The sequence below is a fragment of the Francisella opportunistica genome (assembly GCF_003347135.1).
GTDB lineage: Bacteria > Pseudomonadota > Gammaproteobacteria > Francisellales > Francisellaceae > Francisella > Francisella opportunistica.
This window is the reverse complement of record NZ_CP022377.1, coordinates 1,160,733-1,175,296: the sequence shown is the minus strand read 5'-3', so window position 1 is coordinate 1,175,296 and position 14,564 is coordinate 1,160,733. Positions and strand designations below refer to the sequence as shown.

The following is a 14,564-nucleotide window of genomic DNA, read 5'->3' as shown; positions in this document are numbered from 1 at the left end:
TAAATTATTAATATTCTTTAATATTATCAAACACTTTATTAATTTTTTTTGAAATTACGAAGAAAATGATTGTTAAAATAGTAGCAATAATTGTTAGACAAACAAAGATGTTTGAGTACATTTGATTTGTGCCTAAAGCAGTAATATCTTCAGCTTTTAGTTTGTTTCCGATAGCATAATTAGAAACAGGACCAGAGATTACAATACCAATAGCAACATTTACAAACATATAGCCGGTAAAAATTCCCTGGTGAACAGGTTTGATTAGATCACCAACTAAAGCATAACTAGTAGCATTTACATGGATTTCACCTGCTGCAACGATTAAAAGTAATAGTATCGGAAAGATAACATTAACAGTACCTGTAGTCTTATTAGCTAATAAAATTCCTATAGGTATCATCATAAAAGCTACTATATATAAGCCGATACCTCTAGTGATTAAGCTGCCTGGAGAAAGTGTAGTACCGTTTTTTTGTCTTCGCTTGGATAATATTGCTAACAAGAAACCAAAAATAATTACTCCTAAACTTTCAAAAGTATTTATAGTTGCTGGCTGCATAGTTATACCAAATAAAGATTTGTTGGTATTAAACTCAACAAAATTTTCTAATGCTGAGCTTTGCATACCTTGAACAAATGCAAAAATCATACATGCTGAACTTAATAGCATAAAGGCGATTATGCGTTCTCTATACTCACGCTCCTGTTTTAAAGTGATAAAAGCTAAATATACAAATACTGAAATAAATACGCATATGACAAGGTTGCTACCAAATTCTGCATGTCTAATTAGAAATATTGAGAATAAAAAGCATACTAAGATTACTCCAGGAGCTACTAAATAACGTGCTTTAGACTTAGAAAATTGGTTATGGAAAAATGTATCTTTATCCTCAACATTTTTAAAATTTAGTAGATGCAAAATCACTGTTAGTGCTAAACACGCAGCAGCTGTATAAAATGCGATAGTATAAGCACCATAACTCTGTATAACTCCAGCTAAGATAAAGCTACCAACAAAACCTATATTCATACAACTATAGTTTATTGAAAATGCAATCCTACGACTGTGATCTTCTGGCTTAAAGAGTTGAGTTAACATCATATTAAGGCAGCTGACATTAAGTCCAGCGCCAGTGATAAATAGTGCCATGCCGTAGACTATCAGTGTTTGATTATGTTCGGCAATCATAAACATACTGGCTACCTGTAAAGATATGCTAACTAGAAACAAACCTCTGAAACTAAAAAATCTACCACCTAAAGCACCACCTAAAAAATGTAGTAAAAAGTTTAGAGCAAAAAAGCTCGCAGTAAGAGTATTTGCTTGAGTTTTTGTAAAACCACCGTGATCTGTGAGGTAGAAATTAAGTAGCCCCATTAGCACTGCATAACCAACAGTTGAGAAAATTTGAATAATATTTATCTGTAATTGTACCTTGCGGCATTTGTTTATAACTAATCATTTATTGCTTAATATTACAAAATAAAGCGTAGAAAAGAGTATAATATAAATTATTGGCGTTTGGTATTTATTAAAAGCTTATATGAGTAAACTAAATTTAGCATTTGCTAATGTAGCCGAAGAATTCTCGCAACATCTTCTCAAGCCACAAGTTTCAAATTTACCTGACTGGTTTGGCGGTCAGATACTTAGAGTTGGTCCTGCTAAATTTGAATATGGTAAAGTTAAGCTAAATCACTGGTTTGATGGTTTAGCAATGCTATATAGTTTTGAAAGTAGCAAAAAAGATATTTATTTTTCAAATAAATATTTAAGATCTGAGCAATATTTCGCAGCTAATAATGGACGTATGAAATATGATGAATTCGGAACTATGCTACCTTCTAAAATTACATCGATAATAAAAACTATATTAGGTTTTAAGGTAGAAAAGCCAAGTTGTAATGTAAATATTTTTAGCCTAAGTAATAGATTATTAGCAGCTACTGAAGCCACTACGCTAATTGAGTTTAGTAGCAATAATCTTGAGACATTAAAAGAATTTAGATTTAATGATAAGCTCAAAGGGCAGTTTAGTTGTGCCCACCCTCAGCTTGATCCTATTACTCAAGAGCAGTTTAATTTTGTAGTCGATATATCAAGAAACTGCAAATATATTATTTATAAAATCTCTAAAAATAGCACCAAAAGAGAAAAGCTCTATCAGTTTAGCGATAAGCAATTTATATACAATCATACTTTGTTTGTCACAGATAATTATGTTGTCTTATATTTAGGTCCATTAAGGGCAAATCCTTTAGAATTTTTGACTAAGCCTATTGCTGAAGTTATTAGCTATGATAAAAATGCTAGTTGTAAGTTTTTGCTTTTAAATAGAAATTCACTTAAAGCCACTTTTATACAAGCACCAACTATGGTTTTTCTTCATAGTGTTAATGCTTTTGAAGTTGATAACCAGATTCATCTAGATTTTATTGAATATACTGATAGCTTTGATCCCTACAAAAAGTTTTATTTTAAAAATATTAAGACTAATGATTGTAAGCTTAAAACCCAGCTTGTTCGCACAACTATAGATATTAGTAATGCTGAAATATCTAAAAGGGTAGTTGCAGATTATAATGTTGAGTTTCCTAGAATTAATCAAAGCTTTTTAATGAAATCTTATCGCTATGTATATCTAGCAAATAGAGAGACTGAAGCAGATTTCTTTAATAGTATAATTAAATTTGATATTACCGATGGAAGTATTGATAGATATAGCTTTGGAGACGATCATTTTGTTTCTGAACCAATATTTATTGCAAATCCGCAAGCTCAAAGCGAAGATGATGGTTTGATTTTTGTTAATGTCATTGATATACAAATGCAGCTTAGTTATATTGCCTATTTAAATGCAAATGATTTAACACTAGTATATAAAGCATATTTACCAATTCTAATTCCACCTGCATTGCATGGAATTTACCTAAAATAATTAATTTTATGAAAAATATAATTTTTGATTTTGATTCAACATTAATTAAAAAAGAATCTTTAGAGCTTATTTTAGAGCCAATATTACAAAAATCTCCAACAAAGCTAAAAGAAATAGAGCATATAACTAACTTAGGTATGCAAGGAGATATCTGCTTTAGAGATTCTCTAGCGAAAAGACTTGCAATTGCTAGCCCAACTAGACAGAGTATAAAAGAGTTTAGTGACAAATATTGCCCTAACTTATTAACAGATGGTATCAAAGAGCTAGTTCAAAAACTCAAAAACAAAGGCTTTGAAATATGGGTTTTTAGTGGTGGATTAACCGAAAGTATCCAGCCATTTGCTGATTATTTAGCTATTCCAAGGCAAAATATCTTCGCTGTAGAGGCTATTTGGAACAGAGATGGTAGCTTCAAAGCGCTTGATAACTCTAATGGTGCTTGTGATTCTAAGTTAAGTGCTTTTGAGCAAGCTAAAGATTTAATTAACGGTGAGGTTATAGCTATTGGTGATGGTTATACTGATTATCAGTTGTATGAAAAAGGCTATGCAGCTAAGTTTATTGCTTATATCGAGCATGTTGAGAGAGAGAAGGTAATAAATTTGTCTAAATACCTAGCTAGAAATGTTACTGAGTTAGTAAGTTTAATTATGTAGTTTTTTATGAGATATTATAGAATGAATAAATGCTACAGTCAGTACTAATATACCAATTGAGCCACTAAACAATTCAGGGATATGCATAAATATTTTTAGTAATAATACTAGCGCTAGAAAGCCAATTGCATAGTGTGCACCATGCTCTAGATAGATATATTTTGCTAAGGTTTCTTTCTCAACAAATAGTATAGTTAAAGATCGTACAAACATCGCGCCAATACCTAGACCAATCATAATAATAATGATATTAGCAGTAATAGCAAATGCCCCAATAACACCATCAAAGCTAAATGAAGCATCTATTATCTCTAAATAGATGAAACCGATTAAACCATTACGAGCGACATCTGTAGTACTAACTTTAGCTGTGTCAAATAATGAGTTAAGCAGGCCAATACTCTCATGAACTATTATACCTAAGAGAAAAGCAAGAGCTAAACTACCTTGATGGTTCGAATCAGCATAGTAGATTGTAATAGCACCAATGATAATCGCAAAAAAAATGTAGCCACCATCATAATTACGGATTTTTTTTGTAACTATGTTGTTTTCAATAAGTGGTATCCAATGGTGTCCTTTATTTTCACTTAGAAAGAAGTTTAAGAAGACCATAAGTAGGAAACTACCACCAAAGCTACAAATATAAGGCATTGAATGCTCTAATATTGCCTGGTATTTTTGTGGATTATCTAGAGCAAGAGTAACTACACTAGCAAAATTGATACCACTAGCCACACTTACTAGTAAGATTGGAAATATTAAACGCATGCCGAAGACAGCGATAGGTAAACCTAGATAGATGAAAATTTTTTGCCATCTTTGTGGCATCTGGCCAAGAATCTTTGCGTTGATTACAGCATTATCAAAGCTAAGCGATATTTCAAGTATCGCTAATATTAATACCGAGTATATTGTTTCTAGCGGTGCAGTTGGATAGATAAATACAGCAATAGTAATACCAATTAGTGTCACAAACAAAGATCCATAAAAGTATTTTAAAATTTTCAAAGTAATCTAACTGTTATGTTTTTAACGGATAGATTTTAACATATAATAATCTGTTAATAGAGATTTTAAGGCGCTAGTATGTCAATAGCTTTATATACACTAATTTTTCTAGCTGGATGTTTTTTTGCATGGCGCAACTTTATGAAAAATAAAGAGTACGCTATAAGCGTAGCAGAGCGCACAGCAGTTAAATACAATTTGGACTTACTTGATGATACCGTTTGTCTGCGTAAGATAAATTTACAATTTGAGAATAAAAGACCAGCTTTTTATCGAGTGTATTCATTTGATTACAATACACAAATTTCAGATGACAGATACAGAGGTTATATAGTTATTAGAAATGGCAGGTTTGATGATATTGTTGTCTCAGAATTTGAAAAAGCTGATATTGTCAAAGAAAGTATCATATCTGAGCAGGTTGTTAATACTTCATTGCCTCAGCCAGCAAATAATATTATAAATTTTGACGAATAGGAAAAATTATGATTATTCATTTACATCAGTTACCGAAGTTAAAAGGTAGAAACTACAGTTGTAGTCCTTTTTGTTTAAAATTAGAACTATATTTAAAGGCTATGGATTTGAATTATCAAAACCATTTTAGTCTTGAGTTTAATAAATCCCCGACAGGAAAAATGCCTTATATAGAAACTATGGGCAAAAAATTTGCTGATAGTAACCTTATAATCGCGATGTTAGAAAAACACAATCAACTTAATTTAGATCAGCATCTAAGTGCTGAGCAAAAAGCTATAGCTCATGCTTTTATAAGATTATGTGAAGATAGTTTGTATTGGGTTGGTATTTATAGTCGCTGGGCAGATAAAGATAATTATACTTGGAAAAAAGAATTTATAGAATCTACTGGTTTACCAAAAGCTATGGCAAATATTGTATATCCAGTTGCTAAAAGAAATATCTTGCGGCAACTAAAAGCTAATGGCATAAGTAATTTAACCAATAATGAGATTTATTCTAAAGCAGAAAAAGATCTCCAAGCTATAGCTAATTTTCTTGATTCTAGACAATATTTTTTTAATCATAAGCTTTCCATAGTCGATATCGTGGTTTTTAGTTTTATTATAAATATGATTGATGGCAGTTGTGGCAAAAGATTAGAGAAATTTTTGGTGAGCCTTAAGCTTGATAATTTTATCAAAAATATGCAAGATTTTTTTAATAATAATTTCTAACGTTATTCTAGTTTTTACTAGAGATAATATGTTTATAATATTCTTTTAGCTATGAGATGCTTTAAAGCTTTTGTGGTCAGTTTTTGTCAGCTGATTTAAACAAAAGAGTTTTTATAATAAAGAAAGATAAATGATTTCAAGGATAAAATATGAATATTTTAGAGATTAACGTACAGACTCTAAGAAATAATATTAAGGTGATAAAAGAGTATGTTGGTAATGTTAAGTTTTGTTTTCCAGTTAAGGCAAACGCTTATGGGCATGGTTTAGAGCTAGTAGTTAAACACAGTCATGATCTGGTTGATTTTTTTGCTGTAGCTAATGTTTTTGAGGCTTTCAAGGTCTTAGATGTTGTTGAAAAACCAGTAATGATTTTTGGAGTAATTGAGTATAACTATATTGATAGAATTTTAAATAAAAATATCCGAGTTAGTATTCAAGATTATAGTGATATTGAGAAATTAGAAAAATTTGCTAATTACTACAATAAAAAGCCTTTTGTTCATGTTAGTCTTAATACAGGAATAAATCGTATGGGAGTAGACTATAAAGATGCTTGTAGAACGATACAGAGAGCTTATGAATCGGATTTTTTAATTTTAGAAGGAGTGTATAGTCATCTAGCATGTGCTGATAATAGAGATCATCCAACAAATATTAAGCAAAAAAATAGGTTTGACAATATTGTTGAATATACTAAAGGATTATCTCAAGATATAATTTGTCACTTGTCTAACTCTTATGGCTTTGTAGGTCAAAAAGGAATCTGTTATGACATGGTAAGACCAGGAATTTTAAGCTATGGTTTCTTACCAGAGTTTTATGTTGATAGATCTATAAGAGAAATAAAACCAATCGCAAGACTACTCTCAGAAGTAGTTAAAATAATTACACTACAGGAAGGTGAAGGGGTTGGCTATTCATTGATATATAGAGGCTTTGAAGGTGAGCAGCTAGCTGTGGTTCCTATTGGTTATGGTGATGGCTTTCCTCGGGAGTTAGGTGATAGAGGTTTTGTCAATATTAATAATGTGATGTACCCTATGGCTGGCAGAATGAGTATGGATGGTCTGACAGTATCATTAGGGGTAAATGAATACGATGTCAAAGTAGGTGATACAGTCGAGCTGATATCAGATATTCCACGTAACCGAAATAGTGCTTTTTCAATAGCAAAACAAACAAATACAATCGAATATGATATTATGAGTACATTAAATGATCGTGTAATAAGAAAGGTCATATAATAATCTAAACTGTTTACTTAATGAATTAATAACAGTAAACTCATTATTAAAATTTGTTAATTTATTAAAGATAAAGGGTGATAATGGAAAAAAAGAGTCTTTCTACTTTTAGCCTTGTGGCTATGGGTGTCGGTGCTATTATGGGTTCTGGCTGGATGTTTGCAGCGCAATATACGTCTCAAGAAGCTGGTCCAGGATCTATCATTTCATGGATAATAGGCGCAGTTTTAATGGTTTTTATAGCTTTGGTTTTCGCTGAAGTTTGCACAATTGTTCCTGTTGAAGGTTCTACATCACGGATTCCACATATTACGCATGGAACTATGATAAGTTATATGTTTGCATGGATTACATGGATATCATATTTAGTTTTAGCTCCAATTGAGGTTCAAGCAGTTATTCAGTATTTAGCTGTTTTTTATCCATCATTAATCGATACAAGTAGAGATGGTGCATTATCAATGGCAGGCTTACCTTTGGCAATGTTTTTTCTTTTAGGTTTTTGTGTAATTAATTTCTATTCGCTTAAATGGTTGGCTAAAATAAACAATGTCGTGACTTTATTTAAGGTTGCTATACCAATATTTATATCGATTGTTTTTATGGTTTTTTGTTTTACATTGCCTGCGTTAAAGGATATAAAAGCAGAAGAACTTTCATTAATGCCATTTGGTTTTAATGGTGTTTTAGCTGCAGTTTCTGTTGGCGGTATTGCATATGCTTTTACTGGGTTTAAAACTATCGTTGAGTTAGCAGGAAGTACAAAAAATCCTAAAAAATCTATACCTATGGCAACTGTGGGCGCAGTAGTAATTTGTTTAATAATATTTTTGTTTTTACAGTTTGCTTACTTATTAGTGATGTCTAAGTTTGTTCATAACAATAATTGGCATCATGTGGTTATGCCCGGTGCAAGTTCATCTAGTTTTGGGCCTTTTGCAATTATGGCACAAAGTTTTGGTGTCAAATGGGTGATGTATCCGCTTTATTTTGGAGCTATCATCTTCCCATTAATGGCTGGATTAATCTATTTTAGTATTGCTTTGAAGTCTCTTGGAGCTATGGTTCATAATGGTTATCTGCCAAGTATCTTAGGTAAGCTAAGTCCAATTATGAAAAAACCTATCTATGCTATTGGCTTAAATTTTCTTATAGCATTAATTATGTTTGCGCCATTTCCTGGCTGGAAAGAGATGGCAACTTTCCTCACATCATTGATAGCTCTTACTTATATCACCGGTCCTACATCAACGATGGCGCTTAGATATCATTTACCAGAGCTTCATAGACCATTTAGGCTTAGAGGAGCTTATCTATTATCAACTTTAGGGATGTTTGCTGCTACTTTAGTATTTTTATGGAGCGGTTGGGCTATAGTTTCAAAAGCAGGTATTGCCCTAATTATTGCGTTAGTGATGTTAGGAATATATAGAGCTTTTAGGAAAGATAGAACTGAAGAAATACACTGGAATTTTAGAGAATCAATATGGTTTTGGGTTTATATTATATTGGTGACAATAGTTTCATATTTTAGCTCTTTTGGTGGTGCTGGTGACCTTAATTTATACTGGAGTGCTGGGTTGTTACTGGTAATTAGTTTTATTGTTGTTACAATCGCCAAAAATTTATGTTTGCCAGCAGCTGATATGCAGGATGGTATCCAAAAAGCTATTAGTGACGATAATTATATATAAGCAAATATTGCTATTTTTATCTCCTATTTCATAATGTATTATATGTAGTAGTTGAGTCAATTTTAAATGTATTATGATTAAAGTATCTTTTCAGGGTGAGCATGGTGCTTACTCTGAGCAAGCAATAACTAGTTTTTTAAATCAGCAAAATATAAAAGATTTTCAAACAGTTCCATGCTGGTCTTTTTCTGATGCTATCGAAAGCACTATAACTGATAAATCAAATTTTGTAATGATTCCAGTAGAAAATTCCTTAGCTGGTTCTGTTGTGCCAGCATATGATGAGTTGATTAAGAGTAATCTAAAGGTCAAAGCTGAGGTGGTTTTGAAAATAAAACATTGCTTAATGGGGCTAGATGGTGTGGAGATCTCAGAAGTTGAAAGTGTTATATCGCATCCACAGGCATTATCGCAATGTGCCAATAGTCTAAAAAAATTAAAGCTCACTCCCGAGGCGTTTATCGATACAGCAGGAGCCGCTAAGTATATTTTTGAGAAAAATAAAAGAAATCACTTAGCTATTGCAGGAGAGTTAGCAGCTAAAACTTATGGTTTAAAGATTTTTCAGCGTGAATTTGAAGATGAGCAGTTTAATTATACACGCTTTTTGTTAATGGGTTATGATGATATCAAATTTAATTCAGCTGACAACAAATATAAAACATCTATAATATTCTCGGTTGAAGATAAGTCTAATGCTCTGGTAAATACATTAAATGTTTTCGGTAAACATAATATTAATCTGACAAAGATAGAATCTCGACCATCAAGAAATAGAGCGTGGAATTATTTATTTTTTATTGATTTTGAGGGTTGTGATGATGATCTTAATGTACAGCAAGCACTACTAGAGGTTCTCAAAAAAAGTACATTTCTCAAAGTTTTAGGTTCTTATAAAAGTTATCATTTTAGTTAGTAAAATTTTATAAATAGAATTAAATAATGAGTTATAAAGTTGATATTATTTATAGAGATGTTAGAAGTTTAAAGATTTCTCTAAATAAATATGGTTTAGTGACCGTGATATCACCGAAAAAGGTAACTAAAAAAGAAATTTTTAAAATTCTTGAGTCTAAAAAAGCATGGCTTGATAAACATGCTAAAAGATTATCAATTAATCAAAAATATGATTACCAAAATTATACTCTTAGTGATGGTGATTATATTTATTTTCTTGGGCGTGAATATCAGATTAAACTTATAGAGTCAAAACATAATATTATAAATTATTATGATGACCACATACAATTTTTATTAAATTCAAGTATTATTGCAAATAGAGAATTTAAGTTACAGTTATTAGAGGAATTTTATAAAGATCAAGCGGATATTATTCTTAATAATCTAGTAGCTAAATATCTCAAGATTACTAATCAGGAAATCAATAGAGTTACGATAAAAAAGACAAAGACTCGCTGGGGTTCATGTAATTATGTCAAAAAAACTATCAACCTTAATTTTAAACTTGTTTTGCGAGATATCCAAGCGATTGAGTATGTGGTACTTCATGAGATAGCTCATTTGACTCATCCAAACCATTCAAAAGAATTTTATGCCTATATAGCTAATTATATGCCTGATTGGAAAGTTAGAGAAAAAAGGTTAAAATAGATTATAATTAGCTAGTTAGCCAAAATCATTTTTTAAACTTTCTGGAGACACGTTATGGAAAGTACATTTGAGCTTTTTTCTATAGGAGTTGGTCCATCCTCTTCTCATACTATAGGTCCAATGAGAGCAGGTTGTAATTTTATAAATTTGTATAAAGATAATTTGCCTCAAACTACGCGTGTTAAGATTGATTTGTTTGGTTCTCTTGCTTTAACTGGTAAAGGCCATAAAACAGACTATGCTGTTGTTTTAGGAGTGATGGGTTTTTTACCAGAGTCAGTAGATATTGAATTAGCAAAAAAGCTTTATGAGGACTGCTTAAGGGATAAGAAACTTAACCTAGGTCAAAAGTTTGAAATTGATTTTGATTATGCTAAGGATTTGATATTTCATTATAATGAGTTTTTACCAGAGCATGCTAATGGTATGCGTTTTTCATTATTTAATGGTGGCGAGCTACTTTGTGAAAAAGAGTATTTTTCAATTGGCGGTGGTTTTATCGTCGATAAAAAGCAAATTAAAAAAGATGCTGTTCCTACAGAAGTTCCATGTGACAAACCTTACAAGTTTTCAACTATGGCTCAATTAAGAGAGCTTTGCCAGAGAGATGGCAAAACTATTGATGAGATAATGTTTGAAAATGAAAAGGCAGCTTATGGTGAGCAGGAATCATTAAATAAGCTAGCTGAGATCTGGAATGTCATGGAAACATCAATTGAAAAAGGTTTAACTTGTGCAGAAGCAGCACTGCCAGGAGGTCTCAAAGTCAGAAAAAGAGCTCCAAGTATGATAAGAAAACTCAAAGCCAACAACATTGTCAATACTGACTTTAATTATTTAAATGCTTTTGCAATAGCTGTGAATGAGCAGAATGCATGTGGTGAAAGAGTAGTTACAGCACCAACTAATGGAGCAGCAGGTATTATCCCAGCTGTACTTAAGTATTATTTACAAACTCATGAGATTGTCAATCAACAAGAGCTTAAAGTGGTAGTTAATAAATACCTGCTTGTATGTGCAGCTATTGGTATTTTGTATAAATCAGGGGCATCGATTTCAGCAGCAGAAGTAGGTTGTCAAGGTGAGGTTGGTGTTGCTTGCTCAATGGCAGCTGCTGGATACTGTGCTTTACTTGGAGGAGATCTTGATTCTATTGAGTCAGCAGCTGAAATTGGTATGGAACATAATTTAGGGCTTACTTGTGATCCGATTGGTGGTTTGGTACAGATTCCATGTATAGAGCGTAATGCTATGGGAGCTGTGCAAGCTATAAATGCAGCTAAACTTGCATATCTTGATACAGGTGAGAAGCGTTTTGTTGGTTTAGACTATGTAATCAAGGTTATGTATGAGACCGGGTTAGATATGTGTAGTAAATATAAAGAAACTTCTTTAGGCGGTTTGGCTACTAATGTTCCGGTATGTTAGTTAATTTATAGTATTGAAACATCTTAGTTTTAAGTTAGTTTGGCAAAATTATACTGATTTGGTATAATTTAAGCTGTATAAGTTCTATAGAAATTTTTTGATATGTATGATGTAAATAAAATTAGACAAGACTTTCCATTTTTAGCACAAAAAATAAATAATAAATCGATACTTTTTTTTGACACAGGTGCCTCAGCACAGAAACCCAAAACTGTTATCGAATCTACAGCTGAGGCTTATGCCTATAATTATGCTAATGTACACAGAGGTGTATATTCACTTAGCCAAGAAGCTAGTGAAAAGTATGAAAATGTGCGTCAAATCGTGCAAAGATTTCTAAATTCTAAATCAGCAAATGAAATAGTTATAACAAAAGGAGCTACAGAAGCCATTAATCTGGTTGTTAGAGCTCTTGGCAAAAGTATGCTCACATCTGACGGTGAAATAGTTGTCACAGAAATGGAGCATCATGCTAATTTTGTACCATGGCAGATGCTTTGTGAAGATAAAAAGCTAGCTTTTAAAGTAGCTGCAGTTAAAGATAATGGTGAGCTAGATGTAGAAAGCTTATTATCTTTGATTAATGCTAAAACTAGAGTCTTAGCAATTACATTATGCTCTAATGTTTTAGGCACAATTAATCCTATAAAAGAAATTATTAAGCAAGTTAGAAAAGTTAGTCCAAATATAATTGTTTTAGTGGATGGTGCTCAAGCAGTTATTCACACTAAGGTTGATGTTCAAGATTTGGATTGCGACTTTTTTGTTTTTTCTGGGCATAAGCTGTATGGTCCAACGGGAGTAGGTGTTTTGTATGGTAAATATGAGCTGCTAAATCAACTTCCGCCTTATAATTATGGTGGCGATATGATTGAAGAAGTAACTATAACCAAAACTACATTTGCGTTACCACCGTACAGATTTGAAGCAGGAACACCAAATATCGTTGGAGCTATTGGACTTGGTAGGGCTATTGAGTATGTTGATTCAATTGGTATGAGTAATATCGAGAAACACGAGCAAAAATTGCTAGAGTATGCGACAAAGGAGCTTAATAAGATTGAGGGTTTGTCTATAATTGGACAGGCAAAGCATAAAGCAGCGGTGATAACTTTTAATATCGAAGGCTGTAATGCTGGTGATATTGGTGAGCTTCTAGCAATCAAAGGGATATGTGTCAGAACTGGCAAGCATTGTGCTCATCCTTTGATGTATCGAATGGGAGTTACCTCAACAGTACGTATGTCTTTTGGGATGTATAATACTTTTGAGGAAATAGATTTGTTCATAATAGCATTGAAAAAAGTAATATCTCAATTAAAATAATTTAGCAAAAAGAGGCAAGTATGGTAGAAGTTTTTGATCCAAATGCAAGCAGTGTTTTAGAGGTTACAGATGCTGCCGCTAAACATTTTAAAAAACATCTAGAAAAGCATGAAGGCTGTATAGGCATTTACTTGGGAACTAAAGTTATGGGTTGTTCTGGTTTAGCTTATGATGTTGATTTTGTTAAACAGCAACCTGAAGATACACAAAAAGTACAACAACATGGTATTAGTTTTTTTGTATCTAATAAATCTATGGATTTCCTTAATGGCCTAAAAATTGATTATGTTAAGCATGATTTTGGATTATATAAGTTAGAGTATACAAATCCAAACGAGTCAGCACGTTGTGGTTGCGGTGAGAGTTTTACAGTTTAGGAATATAATAAGTAATGAAAACAACAGATGTAACAATAGTAAGAAGGCAGGTAAAAGCCATTGCTGTGCCATTTGGTAATGAGATTGAGCTGATGCCTGGTCAAGAAGTTTTAGTAACGCAAGACAAAGGTGGAAGCTTTACTCTAAATGTAAATGGTAATCTACTTCATTTAGATGGTAAAGATGCTGATGCTATAGGTAAGCAAATTGTTAAATATCCTGTAGAAGGATATGATATTAAACCAGGTGATCCTATTAATATGGATGCTATTTGGGATCAAATGAGAACGGTTTATGACCCAGAAATTCCTGTCAATATTGTTGATCTTGGTTTAATTTATAATATTATTACTAGAAAGCTAGAAAATGGTAATTTTCATGTGATTATTGATATGACATTAACTGCACCTGGATGCGGTATGGGCCCAGTGCTTATGACAGATGTTGAAAAAAGAGTAGCAATGCTTCCTAATGTAGATAAGGTTGATGTGGTGATGGTTTTTGATCCACCATGGAATTCAGAAATGATGACTGAAGCAGCTAAGTTAGAGTTAGGATTATTTTAGTAATTTAGCTTATGAATAAGGTAGCAATTTATCCAGGGACTTTTGATCCAATTACCAATGGGCATGTTGATCTAGTTGACCGCGCGCTAAACATTTTTGATCAAATAGTTGTTGCAGTATCTACAGCTTCTGGTAAAAATACTCTTTTCGATATCTGTACTAGAGAACAAATGATAAAAGAAGTTTTCAAAGATAATCATAGAGTCAAGGTTGTGAGCTTTCAAGGGCTACTTGTTGATACAGCCGCAAAACATAATGTTTGTGCAATAGTCAGAGGCCTCAGAGCGGTATCTGATTTTGATTATGAGTTTCAGATGTCAAGTATGAATAATAAACTTAATAGTAATATTCAAACTATATTCTTAACTCCAAGTGAAAAATTTTCGTGTATTTCTTCAACGTTAATTAGAGCTGTGGCAATACATAATTATAAGCGTGTTGATGAGTTCGTGCCTGAGTGTGTCTTTCGTGAGATAAAACTTAAGTATTCTAAGGAATAAAAAA

At 32.2% G+C, this 14,564-nt stretch carries 14 protein-coding genes and 1 pseudogene; 13 read left to right on the top strand and 2 right to left on the bottom strand.

Annotated elements, in window-relative coordinates; translation table 11 throughout:
- Window positions 1-7: 7 nt before the first annotated feature.
- A pseudogene (locus tag CGC45_RS05825) lies at window positions 8-1,469 on the bottom strand (MFS transporter).
- 81 nt (window positions 1,470-1,550) lie between these two features.
- Here CGC45_RS05825 and CGC45_RS05820 point away from each other — a divergent pair.
- Together CGC45_RS05820 and CGC45_RS05815 are read left to right on the top strand one after the other, a co-directional pair.
- On the top strand, window positions 1,551-2,945 hold the full coding sequence (locus tag CGC45_RS05820; protein ID WP_071629393.1) for a carotenoid oxygenase family protein: 1,395 nt from the start codon (window positions 1,551-1,553) through the stop codon (window positions 2,943-2,945).
- Between the two features lie 8 nt (window positions 2,946-2,953).
- Window positions 2,954-3,604, top strand: coding sequence for an HAD-IB family phosphatase (locus CGC45_RS05815; protein ID WP_071629392.1), 651 nt, complete (start codon window positions 2,954-2,956; stop codon window positions 3,602-3,604).
- Here CGC45_RS05815 and CGC45_RS05810 read toward each other — a convergent pair.
- On the bottom strand, window positions 3,593-4,615 hold the full coding sequence (locus CGC45_RS05810) for a DUF475 domain-containing protein (protein WP_071629391.1): 1,023 nt from the start codon (window positions 4,613-4,615) through the stop codon (window positions 3,593-3,595). The genes CGC45_RS05815 and CGC45_RS05810 overlap by 12 nt on opposite strands.
- A 78-nt stretch (window positions 4,616-4,693) precedes the next feature.
- On the opposite strand from CGC45_RS05810, the gene CGC45_RS05805 reads away from it, so the two are divergent.
- The 11 genes from CGC45_RS05805 to coaD all read left to right on the top strand — a co-directional run bounded on the left by CGC45_RS05805 (window position 4,694) and on the right by coaD (window position 14,560).
- Complete coding sequence (locus tag CGC45_RS05805; protein ID WP_071629390.1) at window positions 4,694-5,092, top strand: DUF3301 domain-containing protein; 399 nt, start codon at window positions 4,694-4,696, stop codon at window positions 5,090-5,092.
- 11 nt (window positions 5,093-5,103) lie between these two features.
- The gene (locus CGC45_RS05800; protein ID WP_114702150.1) at window positions 5,104-5,811 is read left to right on the top strand and encodes a glutathione S-transferase family protein; all 708 of its coding nucleotides are present in this window, start codon (window positions 5,104-5,106) and stop codon (window positions 5,809-5,811) included.
- Between the two features lie 149 nt (window positions 5,812-5,960).
- Window positions 5,961-7,058 (top strand): alanine racemase, encoded by a 1,098-nt coding sequence (alr, locus tag CGC45_RS05795; RefSeq protein WP_071629388.1) that lies wholly within the window; start codon window positions 5,961-5,963, stop codon window positions 7,056-7,058.
- 83 nt (window positions 7,059-7,141) lie between these two features.
- Window positions 7,142-8,752: an APC family permease gene (locus tag CGC45_RS05790; RefSeq protein WP_071629387.1), complete on the top strand. Its 1,611-nt coding sequence runs from the start codon at window positions 7,142-7,144 to the stop codon at window positions 8,750-8,752.
- A 73-nt stretch (window positions 8,753-8,825) separates the two neighbouring features.
- Entirely contained in the window at window positions 8,826-9,668 is an 843-nt protein-coding gene (gene pheA / locus CGC45_RS05785; protein ID WP_071629386.1) for a prephenate dehydratase, read from the top strand.
- A gap of 26 nt (window positions 9,669-9,694) precedes the next feature.
- Complete coding sequence (locus tag CGC45_RS05780) at window positions 9,695-10,363, top strand: M48 family metallopeptidase (protein ID WP_071629385.1); 669 nt, start codon at window positions 9,695-9,697, stop codon at window positions 10,361-10,363.
- Window positions 10,364-10,417: 54 nt separating this feature from the next.
- Window positions 10,418-11,791 carry an L-serine ammonia-lyase gene (locus CGC45_RS05775; protein ID WP_071629384.1) on the top strand — a complete coding sequence of 458 codons (1,374 nt, stop codon included), beginning with the start codon at window positions 10,418-10,420 and terminating at the stop codon, window positions 11,789-11,791.
- A 102-nt stretch (window positions 11,792-11,893) separates the two neighbouring features.
- Window positions 11,894-13,117: an aminotransferase class V-fold PLP-dependent enzyme gene (locus CGC45_RS05770; RefSeq protein ID WP_071629383.1), complete on the top strand. Its 1,224-nt coding sequence runs from the start codon at window positions 11,894-11,896 to the stop codon at window positions 13,115-13,117.
- 20 nt (window positions 13,118-13,137) lie between these two features.
- The gene (locus CGC45_RS05765; RefSeq protein ID WP_071629382.1) at window positions 13,138-13,494 is read left to right on the top strand and encodes a HesB/IscA family protein; all 357 of its coding nucleotides are present in this window, start codon (window positions 13,138-13,140) and stop codon (window positions 13,492-13,494) included.
- 14 nt (window positions 13,495-13,508) lie between these two features.
- Entirely contained in the window at window positions 13,509-14,060 is a 552-nt protein-coding gene (sufT, locus tag CGC45_RS05760) for a putative Fe-S cluster assembly protein SufT (RefSeq protein ID WP_071629381.1), read from the top strand.
- A gap of 11 nt (window positions 14,061-14,071) precedes the next feature.
- A complete protein-coding gene (gene coaD / locus CGC45_RS05755) occupies window positions 14,072-14,560 on the top strand; it encodes a pantetheine-phosphate adenylyltransferase (protein ID WP_071629380.1) in 489 nt (162 codons plus the stop codon).
- Window positions 14,561-14,564 lie beyond the last annotated feature (4 nt).

Bases quoted from the DNA above. Each gene is read 5' to 3' on its own strand.
- CGC45_RS05820 (WP_071629393.1), top strand. From the start codon at position 1,551: ATGAGTAAACTAAATTTAGCATTTGCTAATGTAGCCGAAGAATTCTCG.
- CGC45_RS05815 (WP_071629392.1), top strand. From the start codon at position 2,954: ATGAAAAATATAATTTTTGATTTTGATTCAACATTAATTAAAAAAGAA.
- CGC45_RS05805 (WP_071629390.1), top strand. From the start codon at position 4,694: ATGTCAATAGCTTTATATACACTAATTTTTCTAGCTGGATGTTTTTTT.
- alr (WP_071629388.1), top strand. From the start codon at position 5,961: ATGAATATTTTAGAGATTAACGTACAGACTCTAAGAAATAATATTAAG.
- CGC45_RS05790 (WP_071629387.1), top strand. From the start codon at position 7,142: ATGGAAAAAAAGAGTCTTTCTACTTTTAGCCTTGTGGCTATGGGTGTC.
- pheA (WP_071629386.1), top strand. From the start codon at position 8,826: ATGATTAAAGTATCTTTTCAGGGTGAGCATGGTGCTTACTCTGAGCAA.
- CGC45_RS05780 (WP_071629385.1), top strand. From the start codon at position 9,695: ATGAGTTATAAAGTTGATATTATTTATAGAGATGTTAGAAGTTTAAAG.
- CGC45_RS05775 (WP_071629384.1), top strand. From the start codon at position 10,418: ATGGAAAGTACATTTGAGCTTTTTTCTATAGGAGTTGGTCCATCCTCT.
- CGC45_RS05770 (WP_071629383.1), top strand. From the start codon at position 11,894: ATGTATGATGTAAATAAAATTAGACAAGACTTTCCATTTTTAGCACAA.
- CGC45_RS05765 (WP_071629382.1), top strand. From the start codon at position 13,138: ATGGTAGAAGTTTTTGATCCAAATGCAAGCAGTGTTTTAGAGGTTACA.
- sufT (WP_071629381.1), top strand. From the start codon at position 13,509: ATGAAAACAACAGATGTAACAATAGTAAGAAGGCAGGTAAAAGCCATT.
- coaD (WP_071629380.1), top strand. From the start codon at position 14,072: ATGAATAAGGTAGCAATTTATCCAGGGACTTTTGATCCAATTACCAAT.